Annotated in this window: 15 protein-coding genes; 6 read left to right on the top strand and 9 right to left on the bottom strand. The window is 58.2% G+C overall.

All coding sequences use genetic code 11. The features are described from left to right. Positions 1-24: 24 nt before the first annotated feature. Both ACWFTY_RS11555 and ACWFTY_RS11560 read right to left on the bottom strand, forming a co-directional pair. Positions 25-741: a hypothetical protein gene (locus tag ACWFTY_RS11555; RefSeq protein ID WP_447524373.1), complete on the bottom strand. Its 717-nt coding sequence runs from the start codon at positions 739-741 to the stop codon at positions 25-27. Between the two features lie 3 nt (positions 742-744). Continuing rightward, a complete protein-coding gene (locus ACWFTY_RS11560; RefSeq protein ID WP_447524374.1) occupies positions 745-1,323 on the bottom strand; it encodes a hypothetical protein in 579 nt (192 codons plus the stop codon). 308 nt (positions 1,324-1,631) lie between these two features. Here ACWFTY_RS11560 and ACWFTY_RS11565 point away from each other — a divergent pair, with 308 nt between their 5' ends. Beyond that, positions 1,632-3,653: a GMC family oxidoreductase N-terminal domain-containing protein gene (locus tag ACWFTY_RS11565; protein WP_447524375.1), complete on the top strand. Its 2,022-nt coding sequence runs from the start codon at positions 1,632-1,634 to the stop codon at positions 3,651-3,653. On the opposite strand, the gene ACWFTY_RS11570 is transcribed toward ACWFTY_RS11565, so the two are convergent. From ACWFTY_RS11570 to ACWFTY_RS11590, 5 genes are all read right to left on the bottom strand, one after another. After that, positions 3,650-4,387, bottom strand: coding sequence for a peptidase (locus ACWFTY_RS11570; RefSeq protein ID WP_447524376.1), 738 nt, complete (start codon positions 4,385-4,387; stop codon positions 3,650-3,652). The two genes, ACWFTY_RS11565 and ACWFTY_RS11570, sit on opposite strands and share 4 nt — an antisense overlap. 49 nt (positions 4,388-4,436) lie before the next feature. Then, positions 4,437-5,237, bottom strand: coding sequence for a transglutaminase family protein (locus tag ACWFTY_RS11575; protein ID WP_447524377.1), 801 nt, complete (start codon positions 5,235-5,237; stop codon positions 4,437-4,439). Positions 5,238-5,239: 2 nt separating this feature from the next. Then, positions 5,240-6,190 (bottom strand): alpha-E domain-containing protein, encoded by a 951-nt coding sequence (locus tag ACWFTY_RS11580; protein WP_447524378.1) that lies wholly within the window; start codon positions 6,188-6,190, stop codon positions 5,240-5,242. Positions 6,191-6,203: 13 nt separating this feature from the next. Next, a complete protein-coding gene (locus tag ACWFTY_RS11585) occupies positions 6,204-7,601 on the bottom strand; it encodes a circularly permuted type 2 ATP-grasp protein (RefSeq protein WP_447526886.1) in 1,398 nt (465 codons plus the stop codon). A 118-nt stretch (positions 7,602-7,719) separates the two neighbouring features. Further along, on the bottom strand, positions 7,720-8,634 hold the full coding sequence (locus ACWFTY_RS11590) for an oxidoreductase (RefSeq protein WP_447524379.1): 915 nt from the start codon (positions 8,632-8,634) through the stop codon (positions 7,720-7,722). A gap of 167 nt (positions 8,635-8,801) precedes the next feature. Between ACWFTY_RS11590 and prfB the strand changes: the two genes are divergently transcribed. The 5 genes from prfB to ACWFTY_RS11615 all read left to right on the top strand — a co-directional run bounded on the left by prfB (position 8,802) and on the right by ACWFTY_RS11615 (position 15,348). Then, entirely contained in the window at positions 8,802-9,929 is a 1,128-nt protein-coding gene (gene prfB, locus ACWFTY_RS11595) for a peptide chain release factor 2 (RefSeq protein WP_447524380.1), read from the top strand. A 481-nt stretch (positions 9,930-10,410) separates the two neighbouring features. Then, a complete protein-coding gene (locus tag ACWFTY_RS11600) occupies positions 10,411-10,920 on the top strand; it encodes a 2Fe-2S iron-sulfur cluster-binding protein (RefSeq protein ID WP_447524381.1) in 510 nt (169 codons plus the stop codon). Then, positions 10,917-11,906, top strand: coding sequence for an FAD binding domain-containing protein (locus tag ACWFTY_RS11605; protein ID WP_447524382.1), 990 nt, complete (start codon positions 10,917-10,919; stop codon positions 11,904-11,906). The genes ACWFTY_RS11600 and ACWFTY_RS11605 overlap by 4 nt, the downstream gene beginning before the upstream one ends. After that, positions 11,903-14,110 carry a xanthine dehydrogenase family protein molybdopterin-binding subunit gene (locus ACWFTY_RS11610; RefSeq protein WP_447524383.1) on the top strand — a complete coding sequence of 736 codons (2,208 nt, stop codon included), beginning with the start codon at positions 11,903-11,905 and terminating at the stop codon, positions 14,108-14,110. Before ACWFTY_RS11605 ends, ACWFTY_RS11610 begins: the two co-directional genes overlap by 4 nt. Before the next feature lie 446 nt (positions 14,111-14,556). Further along, entirely contained in the window at positions 14,557-15,348 is a 792-nt protein-coding gene (locus ACWFTY_RS11615; RefSeq protein ID WP_447524384.1) for a class I SAM-dependent methyltransferase, read from the top strand. A 2-nt stretch (positions 15,349-15,350) separates the two neighbouring features. On the opposite strand, the gene ACWFTY_RS11620 is transcribed toward ACWFTY_RS11615, so the two are convergent. Together ACWFTY_RS11620 and lepA are read right to left on the bottom strand one after the other, a co-directional pair. Continuing rightward, on the bottom strand, positions 15,351-15,566 hold the full coding sequence (locus tag ACWFTY_RS11620) for a hypothetical protein (protein WP_447524385.1): 216 nt from the start codon (positions 15,564-15,566) through the stop codon (positions 15,351-15,353). A 152-nt stretch (positions 15,567-15,718) separates the two neighbouring features. Then, positions 15,719-17,548 carry a translation elongation factor 4 gene (lepA, locus tag ACWFTY_RS11625; RefSeq protein ID WP_447524386.1) on the bottom strand — a complete coding sequence of 610 codons (1,830 nt, stop codon included), beginning with the start codon at positions 17,546-17,548 and terminating at the stop codon, positions 15,719-15,721. Positions 17,549-18,127: the final 579 nt, after the last annotated feature.

Genomic DNA, 18,127 nt, shown 5'->3' on the forward strand with positions numbered 1-18,127 from the left:
GGCCGTTATTCTGTGGGGAGAAGCCTAGCCGCCGACATTAGCGACATTGTAGCGCAGCGCTTCCTCGTTGGTCAGGCAGCGGCGGGTCGACTGGTCGCCGTCCTCGGTTTTTACGGCATTGGTCTTGTACATGATTTCGGACAATAGTTTCCGCGACACGCCCATACGAATCAGGAAATCATTATCCTCGGTGGCCATCAGAGCGCTTTGCTGTTCGACTTCGCCGATCAGGCCGACCGTCGAATCGGTCCCCATTTCGATGCTGTAATTGATCGCGTTGCGGTCGTTGGTCATGGTGAACATGTGAACCATGAAATGGGCGCCGGGCTCGACGATCCTTGCCCTGCCCCCCATGAAGACAAAGTTGCATGCGCTGAAACAGGTCCAGCCCTGGGGAATGCGGGTGATGATCAGGGCATCGGATTCCCGGATCACCCGGCCGGCTTCATTGCCCGCTCTCGCGTTACCGCCGGAAGACCGCAGCCAGATTTCGGAAATATCCGGATTGTCCGTCAGCATCTTGCGCATCCGCTCGGGCAGTCCTGTATCGACGGCCCCTTCGGCCAGCAAGACCTTGGTGCCGCCGATCATTTTCGGCGTCAGCACCATCTTGGTGTTGGACGACCAGTTCGGAGCGCTCGGACAGGTCGGATTGTCCGGGTCCATTCTCGGCTTCACATCAGTCGCGCCCAACGTAAAAAGCGAGGCGACAACAATAGCGGCTTTGATCTTGTTTCTCATATTTTACGCCACGACTATATATCGTGTTTCTCCGGGAGCTTTGCACATCCGCTTGGACACACGGGTTTCTTCGCCATCGACGATAGCAATATCTGTGATGGTCATGCAACTTGTACCGTCCGCCGTCTGTGATTTGGCGGTCGCGGTGGAACTGCCCGACACGCCGGGCCGGGTCTCGCTCGTCCATTGCGAGCTGACGCCAAGCTCCCCGGAGCGGGTCACGCTTCGCGTCGCCTCTGCCGCCTGTAACTGCTCGTCAGGATGCAGCCGGCAGGCGATGGAATTGGTCAGCGTGTCCGCGACTTCCGCTTGCGGAACATAGGATCCGGCGACGCCCATGCCCCGGGTTGCCCGGCGCGTAAAATCGCCGATCATATTGCCCAGTATCGATTTACCGATCGAGCTTTTTGCATCGGTGGCGCAGTCATCGCCCTTGTTCCTGTCGTCCGACGACCGGTCAGCAGATGACGGCTTTTTGAACAAGCCGCCAAATTGCGCCGACGCGGGTGACGGAATGACAAGGCCCGCGATCAATGTTGCGGCGACCAGTGCGGAGGTAAAACGGTGAGCCTTAATATGCATGACAAACCCTCGATGGCTATCAGATTGTCTATATTATCATATCTGCTCTCGTCAGTAGTGGCCTTCATCACAACTGCTTCGAAAACAGGGATAGAAAAACCGTAATATCCTGTTATCCTGCGCTAAATGATAGGACAGGTTGGACAATGGCCAAGAAATCTGCGCGTTTCTGTTCGGCGACACTTCTGCTAGCCGCCGGTTCAAGGCGGTCGGATGTGCAGATGTATCCGGCATCGACTTGGTAGGCGATACCGCACAAGACTAGATAAAACGAGATATACCCCGGGTCGCACCTTGGGAGATGAAAGTTGAAAAAGCCGTTTAACCGACTGCAGGCGCTGATGATCAAGGCGATGGCGGAGGCGTTGTTCTACAACCGGAAGATGGCGATTTCTGCCGACCAGGTGGTCGAAAACCTGCAGGAACATTTTACCAATATCGAAGGCAACAAGCCGGATGAAATCCGGATGGCGCTCTATGGCCTGCTGGCCGTTCTGGGTGGTCCGTTTTTTCTCGCCGCTTCTCCACGCATACGCAAGAAACTGATCAGCAGACGGCTGCAAAAATCGCGGATCGATTTCCTTCAGGATATTGCCCGCACCAAAGGCGTCATTCTGGCCGGCTATTACGGCCACTGGCAACATGGCGATGAAGAGGAAAATTACGACAATCCGATCTTCGCCGACCTCGATTTCGAACTACCGGGACAGCGTGACCGCTCTGCCCCGGGCGAACGACCGGTTCGCCGCGACACGCGCCGGGATCTGACTGCAGCGGTCTTTGTCGGCCATGGCGCCGTCCCGGAAGAAACCGATGTCATCGTAATCGGATCGGGCGCTGGCGGCGCCGTTGCCGCAGCGGCGGTGTCCGACGAAGGTCATGAAGTGCTTATCATCGAAGCCGGCAGCCATTATCCGTCGTCCCGCCTGACCCATGAAGAAGCCCGGATGACCGCGCGCCTGTTCAAGGATGGCGGCCTGCAAACAACCGCCGACCGGGACATCATCGTATTTCAGGGCCGTGTGGTTGGCGGCTCTACCGTGATCAACAACGGCATTTGCTTGCGCATGAAACAGGCCGGCCTCGTTCATCCGGACGCAGAAGATGTTTATGACACTTGGGCTAGGCTCGGCGCGCCGATAAGCGAAGCCAGTCTGGCTGCGAGCTATGATGCGGTCGAGAATGCGCTCGAAGTCACGCAAATAGACGCGATCACCGGCCGTAATAATGGCCCGCATCTGGTCGACGGCTGGAACAAATATGCTGCACAATCGACTGACCCGAAAGACCGGACCGCGATTACCGCATGGTTCAGCAAAAATTACGGTCCCCCGACGCCTGATAGTGAGTGCATCTATTGCGGCTATTGCAACACGGGCTGCCCTTATGGCCGGAAAAAAGCCATGCCGGAAAGCTATTTGACCCATGCGACCAGCGGTGCGCGTATCAAGCCGGCCCGCATATTGGATCGGGCCGAAGCAACCGAAATATTGTGGACCGAGGGTGCCAATGGCAAGCGGGTCGCCGACGCCGTCGAGATCCGGTTGAAGGGTGGTGGCAAGCGCACCATTCGCGCCCGCAAAGGTGTGGTCGTCGCCGCGGGCGCGCTCGCGTCCAGCAATCTGCTCTACAATAGCGGCATCCTGCAATCGGGCAGCAATATCTCGCTCAACATCGCCTGTCCGGTGGTCGCGCTGATGCCCGAAGGCACGCAGGTCAACGCATGGAACGAAGACCAGATGGCGACCTATATCGATCGCGGCGATTTTCTGATCGAGAGCCATTTCCAGCCGCCGATGAGCATGGCGATGCTGGTGCCGGGCTGGTTCGAAGATCATTACGAGCGGATGAGAAATTATAATCGGCTGGTGTCGGCGGGCGTCCTGTTTCCGGCAGACCGGCTGGGCTATATGAAGGATGGCAAGCTCAAGCTGAAAATCGGCGAGGAGGAACTGGCTTTATTGCGCCGGGCGCTGGCGACGATGACCAAAGTCCATTTCCTCAACGGCGCGATCGAGGTCTATCCTGCCCTGCTACGCGGCCAGACGCTGACCAGCGATATGAGCCATGAAGAAATTGATGCCTTTTACGAGAAGGCAATCGTCGAACCGGATGATGTCGTCCTGTCCAGTTCCCATCCGCACGGCGGCAATGCGATCAACGAGGATCCGCGCAAGGGCGTCGTCGATCTCAACCAGCGGGTGCACAATACGACCAATTGCTATGTCGCCGATGCCAGCGTGATGCCGAGCTGCATCCGGGTCAACGCACAGCTCACCACGATGGCGATGGCGCACAGGGCGATGGCGGGGAAAAGACGCTTCGGTTAGGTTTTAAAGCTGAAGTCGGGCAGCGACTGAAACGCGCTTCTCAGTGCATCGCCCCATCCCTCGGAGATCGTCTGGAAATAGGGATCGTCTTTTGCGACCCTTTGCTCGTGCGTAATCGCAAAACTGTCGGCTTCATAGACCTGCATATCGAGCGGCAAATCCACCGCCAGATTGGCTCTTATGGTCGAATCGAAAGAGACCAGCAACAGTTTCACGGCATTTTCAAAGGACATCTCCGGGTCGAAACCACGGACCAGAATCGGGCGGCCATATTTGGTTTCACCGCTTTGGAAAAAGGGACTGTCATCGCTCGCTTCAATGAAGTTACCAGCCGGATAGATCATGAACAGTCGGGGATCGCTGCCGTGGATCTGGCCACCGAGAATTAGCGTTGCGCCAAAGGGCGACTTGGCTTCCTGACCTTCGCGGGAATAGGTTTTAACCACTTCACGCAAGGTGTCGCCAATGATCGTCGCGACCTGGAACATCGATGGCGCCTGCAGGATCGATGGATTGCGGTCGTCGGGATGTTTACCGCGTTCGTCCAGCAAGCTGACAACCGCCTGAGTGGTCGCCAGATTACCCGCCGAAAGCAAGGTAATGACCCGGTCGCCGGGTACTTCCCAACTGGTCAGTTTCTTGACCTGGGCAATGTCGTCGACACCGGCATTGGTGCGCGTATCCGACATGAAAACCAGGCCGCGTTTCATCCGCAGTGCCACGCAATAAGTCATTACTATCGGTTATCCCTTATAAGAATCATCGCAATGATCTGCCGCCCCTCTACTGCTGCACCTGCAGGCTTACAATCATATCCTCATTGCCCGCACCATAGCGCAGACCGGATATCGGCGATGCATCGCGATAATCCAGACCTGTGGCGACCCGGACATAGCGTTCATCCGGTGAATAGCCGTTGGATATGTCAAAGCCGACCCAGCCGATATGCTCGACATAGGCCTCGGCCCATGCGTGCGTGGCGTCCTGATCGACCCGATCGCTCATCATCAGATATCCGGAGACATAACGCGCAGGAAAGCCCAGCGAGCGCGCCGCCGTGCAGAAGATATGGGCATGATCCTGACAGACGCCACCACCAACCGTGAGCGCCTGCTCTGCGGTTGTTTCTGCATCGGTTTTGCCAGTCTGGTAGGCGACCTTGTCGGTAACTAGCGCTGACAGCGCGTGCAACCGGGCGATGTCATTGTCATAATCCTGGTCCAGCGATGCGATCAATTTGGCGGTTTCGACCTCTGGCCTGGTAAGCGCTGTTGCCCGCTTGAAATACCACAAGGGGGCAAATCCCGCGTGGCTGCCGATAACGCCGCTACCATCGGTATTTTCAACCTCGCCGGTGCAGCGGATGACAATTTCGTTGCGCCCGCGTTCTATGTTGATCAGATCGACATGATTGCAGTGCTGATCCTCGAACGACAATTCCAGCGATCCGCCTTCAATTTCGATATTCCAGTCGATTATCCGCTGACCGGGTCTTTCCTTCGGGCGAAGGCGCAACTGTTGCAGCCCGTATTGCACGGGATTATCGTAATTATAACGGGTTTCGTGATTGATTTTCAGCAGCATATTCAGTTTATCCTGTCCTGAAAATTATAATCGCTCTCGATCTGTGCGGCGAGGCCGTTATTTGCCGCGAGGAATTCAATGATGAATTCGTGCAGACCATTTTCAAATATAGTTTTTACCGGCTGTCCGAGCAAACGGTCGCAAATATCTCTCGCCAGACGGTGCGATGACACATCACATCCATATTCGCGTTCTAGATAACCGAGATTATCGGAAATCTGTTCATAGCAGAAAGCCAGCGAACGCGGCATCTGCCGGTGAAGGATCAGATATTCAGCAACGCTCAACGCGCTGATATCCGAACCGTTGAGCCAACGATAGGACCGTTGCGCGGATACCGAGCGCAGGATAGTCTCCCATTGGACATTGTCGACGGCGGTGCCGATTTGCGCGATCGAGGGCAGCAACAAATAATATTTCACGTCCAATATCCGGGCGGTACTGTCCGCCCTTTCTATGAACGTGCCGAGCCGGATGAAATTAAACCCGTCATTGCGCAGCATAGTGCCTAGAACAGCGCCCCGGACCAGTGAACTCTGCTGGCGGATGACCGCCAGAACATCTGGTAAATCCCGCTCGTCAACCGGATTGGCCAAAGCCGTTTTCAAATTCATCCAGGCTTCGTTGGTTGCTTCCCAGACTTCCCGTGTCAGGGCAATCCGCCCGGTACGGGCGCTGTCCCGCGCCTGTTTGATCAGCGAGATGACGCTACCGGGATTATCCTTGTCCCGCAAAAGATAGTCGATCACCTTTGTCGAACTATAATCGGCATGTTTCGCCAGATAGCTCTTCTTGGTTCCGGACGACGCGAGGATGGAAGCCCATTCATCGGCCGCGGAAGACGAGTGGGTCAGCGCAATCCGGAAGCCCGCTTCGATCAGGCGCGCACTATTCTCTGTCCGCTCTAGCAGACGCGACATCCAGAACAGACTGGCGGCGGTTTTGCCTAGCATAATCCCTGCCCCCTCATTCTTCCAGCACCCAAGTATCCTTGGTCCCCCCGCCCTGGCTGCTGTTGACCACCAGAGATCCCTCGGTCATCGCCACGCGGGTCAGGCCGCCGGGCGTAATATCGATACGATCGGGAGACACGAGCACGAACGGCCGCAGATCAACATGCCGCGGCGACAGGCCCTTTTCGGTAAAAATCGGCACAGTCGAAAGCGCCAGCGTCGGCTGGGCAATATAATTGCTGGCATTACTGATCAGCTTGGCGCGAAAATCCTCGACTTCCTTTTTGGAAGCCGCCGGCCCGACCAGCATGCCATAGCCGCCCGATCCGTGCACTTCCTTGACCACCAGTTCCGCGAGATGCTCCAGCACATATTCCAGCTGGTCCTTCTCCGAACAGCGCCATGTCGGAACATTCTCCAGCAGCGGTTTCTGGCCAGTATAAAATTCGATAATGTCCGGCATGTAGGAATAGAGCGCCTTGTCATCGGCGATGCCGGTGCCGGGCGCATTGGCGATGGTAATCCCGCCGGAACGATAGACATCCATGATCCCGGGCACGCCGAGCATCGAGTTGGGCAGAAAATTCAGCGGATCGAGATAATCGTCATCGATCCTCCGGTAAATCACATCAATCGGAGTATAGCCCTGAGTAGTTCGCATCGCGACACGGCCGTCAACAATCTTCAGATCATGGCCCTCCACCAATTCCGCGCCCATCTGATCGGCGAGAAAGCTGTGCTCGAAATAGGCGCTGTTGTGGATGCCCGGAGTCAGGACAGCAACCACCGGCTTGCCTTCGCATTTCGGCGGCGCACAGGCGGCCAGCGACCGGCGCAGATTGTTAGGATAGCTGCTCACTTCCTGCACGCCGATCTTCGCAAACAGCTCGGGGAACATGTGCAGCATCGTTTCCCGGTTTTCCAGCATGTAGCTCACCCCGGAAGGCGTCCGCGCATTATCCTCGAGCACGTAAAATTCGCCGGGCCCGGTACGGACAATATCGGTGCCGATGATATGGGTATATATGCCGCCAGGCGGATTGACGCCGATCATCTGCGGCAGGAAGGCAATGTTGTTGGCGATCAGTTCGATCGGCACACGGCCCGCACGCAATATCTCCTGGCGGTGATAGATATCATAAAGAAAGGCGTTGATCGCCTTGACCCGCTGCTCGATCCCGCGTGACAATTTACGCCATTCACTGGCCGACAATATCCGCGGAATAACATCGAACGGGATCAGCCGTTCGTCGCCTTCATCCTCACCATAGACGTTAAAGGTTATACCGGTCCGGCGGAAAAAGGCCTCCGCATCCTCGGATTTGCGATGGAGCCGTTTGGCATCTTCGTCGTCCAGCCAGCCTTTATAGGCGACATAGGGTTCGCGAACGTCTCCGTCGCTACCCATCATTTCATCGAACAAGCCATTTCCCCTCGGGCGAAGTGTTTAAACCTGTCCTCCCGGGCTTAAGCTAACGCAACAAGCTCCTGAAAGCAAAGGAAATAGCGGATTTCAGGGGATTTGAGAATCAAACCGGATATTTAACACCGGTCATTTCTTCAGAAATATCCCACAGGCGTTTCGCCGGCTCGATCCGCTTGGCTTTCGGGCGGGGCTGCACTTCGCGGGCCGGTCCGGTCCACTCGCCGTTACGGCTGGGCCCGAAATATTCACCGCCCTCGACATCATTGCCGGCAGCGGCGGCCAGCGTCGGCCACGCCCCTTGCGCCGCGCTGTTCATGAACAGGCTCGACACCGGCTTGAACAAAGACACCATGAAACCCGGAAAATTCTTGGCCAGTTCGGTATCCGCCACCCCCGGATGGCAGGCAACCGCCTTGATCGGGGAACCGGCCGCGCGCAGCCGCCGGTCAAGTTCGTACATGTGCAGCAGATTGGCCAGCTTGCTCATCGCATAGCGGCCCCAGCGGCTGTAGCTTTGCTCCGCATTGCTATCGTCAAAATCGATCCGGCCGCTGCGATGCGCCATGCTGGAGGTGATCACAACCCGGGGCTCCTGCCCTTCCGCAAGCTTCTCAAGCAAAAGTCCGGTCAGCGCGAACGTACCCAGGTGATTGACGCCGAATTGCGATTCAAAACCGTCTGCCGTTTCCTCGCGCGGCGGCATCATGATCCCGGCGTTGTTGACCAGAACATCCAGTCTTGGCTCTTTTGCCACCAGCTTCGCCGCGCTGCGAATGGATTTAAGATCCCCCAGATCCAGAGGAATGAACCGCATATCCGCCTCCGGATAGACAGAGTGAATATCGGCTATCGCCGCTTCTGCCTTTTCCACGGACCGGCAACCCAGCAGCACCCGCGCGCACCTGCCCGCGAGCAGTTTGGCAGTCTGATAGCCAAGCCCGCTATTCGCACCGGTCACAAAAAAGACGCGCCCGCTCTGGTCGGGCACGTCCTTGTCGGTAAAATTCTCGATCGTCATGCCGCTAATCTCCTGATCCTGTCCCTATCCTATCACAGAAAGCACAGTCTCGGCAGCAAATCGCTGTCTCGCAGGATGTGCTGCAAAACCAACTCTCCCTGCCCCACAATACTTTACTTCCCGCCGATATCGTCTAATCGCTGCTGCCAATAGTTTTGGAGATTATCATGCGTGCCGACGCGCAAGCCTATGTCGACCGGATCGACGCCGCTCTTGCCCTGATCAAGACCGCCCTCAACTGGGATGTTGCCTTGCGCCGTCTCGACGAGCTCAATGCCCGCGTCGAGGATCCGACCCTGTGGGACGACCAGACCGCCGCCCAGGCGGTGATGACCGAACGCCGCCGCCTCGATGAATCGATCAGCGCCGCGCAGGAAATCCAGCAGGAACGCGACGACGCGCTTGAGTTTATCGAGATGTCCGAGGAAGAAGGCGATGCCGCTCTCGCCGATGAGGGCGCCGCTACGCTCGAAAAGCTCGCCACCCGCGCCGATCGCGACAAGGTCAAGGCCTTGCTCTCCGGCGAAGCCGACGGACTCGACACCTATATCGAAATCCACGCCGGTGCCGGCGGCACCGAAAGCCAGGACTGGGCCGAAATGCTGCTGCGCATGTACCAGCGCTGGGCCGAGGCGCGCGGCTACAAGGTCTCGATGGTCGATTATCAGGCCGGCGATCAGGCCGGGATCAAATCCGCCACAATCGAGGTCAAGGGCGAGAATGCCTATGGCTATGCCAAGACCGAGAGCGGCGTCCACCGGCTGGTCCGCATCTCGCCGTTCGACAGCGCCGCCAAGCGCCACACCAGCTTTTCCAGCGTCTGGGTCTATCCGGTGATCGACGACAGTTTCGAGGTCGAGATCAACGAGAGCGACCTCAAGATCGATACCTATCGCGCGTCCGGCTCCGGCGGCCAGCACGTCAACACCACCGACAGCGCCGTCCGCATCACCCACCAGCCGACCGGGATTGTCGTCGCCAGCCAGAATGACCGCAGCCAGCACAAGAACCGCGCCACCGCGATGGGCATGCTGAAAGCCCGTCTGTTCGAAGCCGAACTGCAGCGCCGCGAAGCCGAGGCCTCGGGCGAATATGAAGCCAAGACCGAAATCGGCTGGGGCCACCAGATCCGCTCCTATGTCCTGCAACCATACCAGATGGTCAAGGACCTGCGCACCGGCCATACTAGCAGCGCGCCCAATGATGTGCTCGACGGTGCGCTGGACGATTTCATCGCTGCCACCTTGTCACAGAAGGTGACCGGCGAAGCGGTTGATGTCGAGGATGTGGATTAGGGAGGCTTGTGCCCCTGCGCAGGCAGGGGTCCATCTCCAAAATACAGCCGACAAACATTGGTAGTAGATCGAGCTGCGCGGCATCCTGAACGCTGCTCCCCCCTCCATCCTTTAAACCGGCAAAGATACGAGATGGCCCCCTGCTAACGCAGGGGAACATGCCGTTCGTCCTGAGCCTGTCGAAGGACCGTGTGAGACGATAGGCGTGCTTCGACAAGCTCAGCACGAACGGCAAATATGACATTGCAGGCCGTTTCGATCCCAGTCACATCCCGATTCAGCGACCTCGCGAGATAGACACAAAAATCGGAAAATCGTCCCTGAAGTCACTTGTGGTGGAACCAAAAGTCAGGAGAAAACGTAAGATAGGCAGACTTTACGCGATATCGACCCGTCAACTGACCATCATCGAAGATACGAGACCTCGTCTCTGACCAGTTTGCGCATGTCACGTCGCCACTCTTGGGAAGGACGCCGTCAAATGGAAACCACCGAACTTGTTGTGAACGGAAAAACGCACAAGCTGGAAGCCGACAGCCGCGTGACATTGCTTGATGCGCTGCGCAACCATCTGGGACTGACTGGCACAAAGAAGGGTTGCGACCACGGCCAGTGCGGCGCCTGTACGGTAATAGTCGACGGTAGACGCATCAATTCTTGCCTTACGCTCGCCTGCATGCACGACGGCGACGCAATTACGACCATCGAAGGCCTTGGACAGCCGGACAACCTGTCGGCGCTGCAGTCCGCCTTTGTCGCGCATGACGGCTTCCAGTGCGGCTATTGCACACCGGGGCAGATCTGTTCGGCCACGGCCATGATCGAGGAAGCCAAGGCGGGGTGGCCTAGCTTCGTGTCTGACGATCTCGAAAGTCCCGAAGAGTTGAGCAATGAAGAAATATCGGAGCGGATGAGCGGCAACCTGTGCCGCTGCGCCGCCTATCCCAATATCGTCAACGCGATCCGTGAGGCCGCCGGAGAGCAATCATGAAACCATTCGACTATGCAAGAGCAGCCGACCGCGCCGATGCCACCGCGCAGGCAGCGAATAGCGCGACCTTTATCGCCGGCGGGACCAATCTGCTGGACTTGATGAAACTGGAAGTCATGACACCAGACAAGCTGGTTGATATCAACCGGCTAGACCTCTCGGAAATTAGCACGACCGACGACGGTGGGCTGCGCATTGGCGCGCTGGTTTCCAACAGCGACTGCGCCGCCGACAAACGCGTGCGCAGCGACTACCCCGTCCTGTCACGCGCGATCCTAGCCGGAGCCAGCGGCCAGCTGCGCAACAAGGCGACCACCGGCGGTAATCTGTGCCAGCGCACCCGCTGCTATTATTTCTACGATACCTCTATGCCGTGCAACAAACGCGAGCCGGGCTCCGGCTGTCAGGCGATGAACGGCTTCAACCGTATTCACGCCATCCTGGGGGCGAGCGACGCCTGCATCGCCACCTATCCCGGCGACATGGCCGTCGCGATGACGGCGCTGGATGCGCAGGTGGAGATTGAAAATAGCGCGGGCGACATCCGTCTCGTGCCGATCCAGGACTTTCACCTCCTGCCCGGCGACCACCCGGAGAAGGATAATATCCTGGAGGCGGGCGATTTGATTACTGCAGTCATCTTGCCGCCACCTGTTGAAGGCAAGCAAATTTACCAGAAGGTCCGCGACCGCGCCTCTTATGCCTTTGCTCTGTGCTCGGTTGCAGCCGTGATAAAAATGGACGGTGACACAATAGCCAGCGCCGCGCTGGCATTCGGCGGATTGGCGCACAAGCCTTGGCGCGACGAGGCGGTGGAAGAATTGCTGGTCGGCCAACAGCCTACCGCCGAACTGTTCGACAAGGCTGCCGACCGGCTGCTCGCCGAAGCGCACGGCTATGGCAGCAATGATTTCAAGATACCGCTCACCAGACGCGTCTTGATTTCCATCCTGAAAGAAGCCACGCAAGCAGGAGCAGCAGTATGACCGCGCACCACAAAATGGACAAGCCGGACACCCGTAACCGGCTCGACGACATGCGCCAGGGGCTGGTCGGAACGCCGATGGACCGCCCCGACGGACCGCTTAAGGTCTCCGGTCGGGCAACCTACGCCCACGAATGGCACATTCCGGGCATGGTCTATGGTGTGCTGGTCCGTGCGACCATCTCCAAGGGCCGGGTTACCGATGTTGCGAGCGACCAGATACTGACTGACGATACGGTTCACGCAATCATTACCGATGATCGCTTGCTGCGACGTCCAGCGCAAGGCGGTGCGAATGAAGCACCCCCGCAAGGATCCAAGCAGGTCGATTATTTCGGTCAACCGATTGCCCTCGTGGTTGCCGATACATTCGAACAGGCGCGCCACGCTGCCAACGAGCTAAAAATCAGCTATGAGACAGAAGGTAATGCCGCTTTCGATCCGGAGGCGCCGGACACCGACACGGACGAACCCGAAGATGATCAGCTCGATCAGGGCGACCTCGATCAGGCAATGCGCGACGCCGCCTTCACCGTCGATCAGGTCTATCGCACACCCGGCCATAACAGCGCCGCGATGGAACCGCATTGCGCCATCGCCAGCTGGGAGGGGGACAAGCTGACCCTGCGAGGCAGCTACCAGATGCTCAACTTCAATATCAACGAACTGGCCGACGCGCTGCATATTGCTCCGGAAAACATCCGGATGCTGTCGCCCTTTGTCGGTGGCGGATTCGGCTCGAAGCTGGGCCTGTCGCCGGAAGCCGTTGCTGCAGCCATTGCTGCAAAAGACATCGGGCGGCCAGTCTGCGTAGCGCTTTCGCGGCAACAGGTTTTTGAAACAACGATGCGTCGCTCCGAAACCCGGCAGCATGTCCGGCTGGCATGCGGCGAAGACGGCGTTCTGACCGGCCTTGGTCACGAATGTCTGGTGTCCAATTTACCAGGCGAAGAATTTTACGAACCCGTCACACAGGCAACCCATTTCCTCTATGGCGGCGAGAACCGCAAGCTCGGTATCGAAGTGGCCCGCGTCAATCGCACCTGCGGCGGTTCCGTCCGCGCGCCGGGCGAAGCGGTCGGCATGCAGGTGCTCGAAAATGCCATGGACGAACTCGCTGAAGCCGCAGGCATCGATCCGGTCGATCTCAGAAAGCGCAATATTCCGGAACGGCATCCGGAACAGGACATTCCCTATTCCTCCCGTCGTTTCACCGAAGCGCTCGATGAAGGCGCGAAACTTTTCGGATGGGGAAAGCGCAATCCGAAGCCCGGACAAATGCGCGAAGGCGACTGGTTGATCGGCCACGGGATGGCCGGCGCTGCCAGAGTAAACATTCTCTCGGAAGCAAAAGCGAAGGTGACGCTGCTCGCAAATGGCAGCGCCGTCGTCGAAACCGACATGACCGACATCGGCACCGGCACCTACGCCATTTTGACGCAAATTGCCTGCGACATGCTCGGCTTGCCGGCGAACAGGGTCGAAACCAGATTGGGCGACACCGACTTCCCCGCCGGGCCGGGATCAGGCGGATCCTGGGGCGCGTCGTCTTCCGGTTCCGCAGTCTTTTTGGCCTGCGAGGAAATTCGCAAGAAACTCGCCGACAAGCTGGGCGGCAAAGAGACTGACCTGACACTTGCCGATGGCAAAGCAGGAACAGGCGATAAGGCGCGACCCTTTGCCGAAATACTGGACGGAGAAGAGATTTCAGCGACCGGACATATCGAACCCGGCAAGACGCTGGAAGACTGGCAACAGGCGACCTATGGCTCCTATTTCGCCGAAGTGGCGGTGAACGCAGTGACCGGCGAAACGCGGGTGAAACGAATGCTCGGAGTGTTCGGAGCCGGCAGAATCCTCAACGAAAAAACCGCCACGTCGCAATGTTATGGCGGCATGATCTGGGGGATAGGCAGCGCCCTGACCGAGGAGATGGCGTTCGACGATCGCGACGGCCATATCGTCAACCATGATCTCGCGGAATATCATATTCCGGTAAATCTCGACGTGCCGCAAATCGAGGTCGTCCTGCTCAAGGAACGGGACGAATGGGCGAGCCCGATTCAGGCAAAGGGAATCGGCGAACTGGGAATATGTGGCGCGGCGGCTGCGGTGACTAACGCAATTTACAACGCCACCGGAATCCGCGTCCGCGAATATCCTGCGACTCTGGATAAATTGTTGGCGGGCTTACCGGATGAATGAGGTGATGATACTGCTTCAGGCTTTTGCGAGCCGTCTAAAACCAATGGAGCCGCAAAACCCTTTCCTACACCCACCTCAATCATTATCCTGACGCTTTTAACCGAGGCAAAATGTCGGCCGATCCTTCGTTCACATATGTCAGCAGCAGTCACGCGACGCCCATGGCGGCGATTGCGACTGCCTGATAAAGGCAGCGCGAATTTCGGCAAAAGACGGCGGATTAACGACCGTTTCAAGCGGATTAACTGCTCCGGCTGTTTTTGCGCTTTAGGGGGTGTGACCCGTGTGACCCTTCAGCCGGTTCTGCCGGCGTCCGCTCGTTTTTTGTCTCGCGCATTTCTTTTGCGCGAGCCGCTGCTGACCGGCGCAGCGGCAAAGTGACAAGCGGAGGTCCAGTGGGCAAACAGGGATTGAACCGCAACGCTCGCTCGCCTAGTCTTTCGGCGATGAAAAATATTGCCGCCAGAACCGCGCTACCGCCCGCCCGCCTGATTGCTGGCCTGGCTGCATTAACGCTGCTCACCGGGCCTCTCGGCGCCTGCAAACGGGTGCCCGAGGCAGACGCCAATCGCGCCGAAACCGCGCGTGCCTATCCGCCGGCTTCGCGGCCAGTGTCGGAACTTGGTGGAAATGAATGGTCAACCGAGACCGCGCGCGACAAGCGGGGCGAGGCCGAGGAGATCATGAAGGCGGCTGGACTGGAGCCGGGCATGACGGTCGCCGATATCGGCGCGGGTGAGGGCTATTACACCGTGCGGCTGGCCGAGAAGGTCGGCGCGGCCGGGCGCGTGCTGGCGCAGGATATTGACGAAGAAGCGATCGACCGGCTGGCCGAGCGGGTCAATCGGGAGAGCCTTGACAATGTCTCGATCAAGCTTGGTGCGCCCGACGATCCGCGGCTGCCGGAGAACAGTTTCGACCGGATTTTCCTCGTCCATATGTATCACGAAGTGCGCGAGCCTTACGCCTTTCTCGCGCGCCTGCGCCCGGCCCTGCTAAACAAGAGCGGCGGTCATGGCGCCGGAGAAGTGATCGTGGTCGACGTCAACCGCGATGTGACGCAGCACGGCATTCCACCGAAACAGCTATTCTGCGAATTCGAGGCGGTCGGTTACGAACTGGTTGGTTTCATGGAACGGCCGGAACTGGGCGGCTATTTCGCGCGGTTCCGCGCCAAGGGTCCGGCGATTGCGCCGGAAGATATCACAGCCTGCCCCTATCAGCGGGACAGCGGATGATTTCAGCTCATATTTAGCTGGCTGACCGGTTCGCCCTGTCGCCGTCGTGCCTTCCGCGCAAGCCGTCGCCAATGACGCCGGTCTCGCCGTGAGAGGCCACTATCGCTTGCACGCTCCACCAGAATATCAACAGCGCGCTCGCCATATTTGGAGAAATATAATTTGACCTCCCGGGCATCCTTCGCCCGGCGATAATTTGACTCAAAAAAACCGAACATCGTGTGATTCCCGCAAATCAGATGCGACCCTGATGCGTGTTTCGCATGTGCAACATACGAGATGTTACATATAGTTTCAACAATATTTACCATGAATGGTAAAAGGAAATGCTGCGAAACAGTGTTTCTCGGGAACCGTCTGGTACGACTGCCTAGCCCTCGTCACCCATCTTCAGCGCAGCGATAAACGCCTCCTGAGGGATGCTGACATTGCCATATTCGCGCATCTTGGCCTTGCCCTTCTTCTGCTTGTCGAGCAGCTTCTTCTTGCGGCTGATATCGCCGCCATAGCATTTGGCGGTCACATCCTTGCGCATCGCCGAGATCGTCTCGCGAGCGATCACCTTGCCGCCGATCGCGGCCTGGATCGGTATCTTGAACAAATGGCGCGGGATCAGGTCCTTGAGCCGTTCGCACATGTAACGACCGCGGAATTCGGCGGCATCGCGGTGGACGATCATGCTCAGCGCATCGACCGGATCGCCGTTGACCATGATGTTCATCTTGACCAGCTGGCCGGTGCGCAGACCGATCTGGTGATAGTCGAAGCTGGCATAGCCGCGCGAAATACTCTTCAGCCGGTCGTAGAAATCGAACACCACCTCGTTGAGCGGCAGTTCGTAGACCACTTGCGCGCGGTCGCCGACATAGGTCAGGTTCTTCTGCACCCCGCGCCGGTCCTGGCAGAGCTTCAATATGCCGCCGAGATATTCGTCCGGGCAATAGATGGTCGCCTCGATCCACGGCTCCTCGATCTCGCGGATCTTCACTACGTCCGGCATGTCGGCCGGGTTGTGCAGGAACTGCTCGCTGCCATCGTTCATCACTATCCGGTAAACCACCGACGGCGCGGTGGTGATCAGGTCGAGATCATATTCGCGGGTCAGCCGTTCCTGGACGATCTCCAGATGCAGCAGCCCGAGAAAACCGCAGCGGAACCCCTGCCCCAATGCCGCGCTGGTCTCCATCTCGAAGGTGAAGCTCGCGTCGTTGAGCCGCAGCTTGCCGATACTCTCGCGCAATTTCTCGAAATCCGCCGCATCGACCGGGAACAATCCGCAGAAAACCACCGACTGCACTTCCTTGAAGCCCGGCAAAGCCTCGGGCGCCGGGTTTTTCACCGTGGTGATCGTGTCGCCGACCGCGGTCTGGCTGACTTCCTTGATCTGCGCCGTAATAAAGCCGATCTCGCCCGCCGCCAGTTCCGGCAACTGCTCGATCTTCGGCCGCATACAGCCGACCCGGTCGACCAGATGCTCGGTGCCCTGGGCCATGAACTTGATCTTCAGCCCCTTGGTCAGCACCCCGTCGATCACCCGCACCAGGATGACCACGCCGAGATAGGGATCATACCAGCTGTCGACCAGCATCGCCTTGAGCGGCTTGTCGCGGTCGCCGCCCGGTGGCGGAATCTTGGCAACAATCTGCTCCAATATATCCTCGATACCGATCCCCGACTTGGCGCTCGCCATCACCGCATCCGACGCGTCGAGCCCGATGATCTCCTCGATCTCGTGCCGCACCCGCTCCGGCTCGGCGGCCGGCAGATCGATCTTGTTGAGCACCGGAATAATCTCGTGATCATGCTCGATCGACTGGTAGACATTGGCCAGAGTCTGCGCTTCGACCCCCTGCGCCGCGTCGACCACCAGCAAAGCGCCCTCGCAGGCCGCCAGGCTCCGCGACACTTCATAGGCAAAGTCGACATGGCCCGGCGTGTCCATCAGGCTGAGCTCGTAATCCTCGCCATTTTTCGCCTTGTAATGCAGCCGCACCGTCTGCGCCTTGATCGTGATCCCGCGCTCGCGCTCGATATCCATATTGTCGAGCACCTGCTCGCTCATTTCCCGCGCGGTCAGCCCGCCGGTCTGCTGGATCAGCCGGTCGGCGAGAGTCGATTTGCCATGATCGATATGGGCGATGATGGAAAAATTGCGGATATGGGACTGTTTATAGGCCCGGGGTGAGGATGGTTCGGTCATGGCCAGCCGTTAGCAGGGGCGCAGAGCAATGTCAGCAGGAAACGTCCGCCTCGCGTCCGACAGATCGGCCCGTGATTTTCTGCGGCTGCGGCAATCGAACTTTACAAACTTTACACTGTTATGAATTTGAAAACTTCCGGGGTTTTTCGGGCGGGATTTAGGCAGCATTTCAGGCCCGCAAAACCCGTTTGTTCAGTTTCGGAGCAGCAAGGCTGAACAAGGTGGCAATGGGAAAGCAGCGGGCAGCGACAAGCCTTCCCTTTCCGCTTTTGCAGATAGGGGAGATGAGGATTTGATTGTCAAAGAGCCATTCGGGAATATGGCATAGCGAGGCATGTGTAGGAAAGCCTGTTGGAGCCCCCCATTTTCCTCCCTGTCGCGAAGCGATGGGGAGGTGGCAGCCGGAACGGCTGACGGAGGGGCGCGCACGGCAATAACAACCTTCCAAGAATCATCCCGATCCCCAAAACCACCGCCAAGCCCAATCGCCCCTCTACCATCCCGCGGACGGTCCCCCTCCCCACCGCTACGCGGCAGGGAGGAAAGGGTAGCTTGCCCGCCTCTCCGCAAGCCGCTAAA

The sequence above is a fragment of the Parasphingorhabdus sp. NYA22 genome (assembly GCF_976973735.1).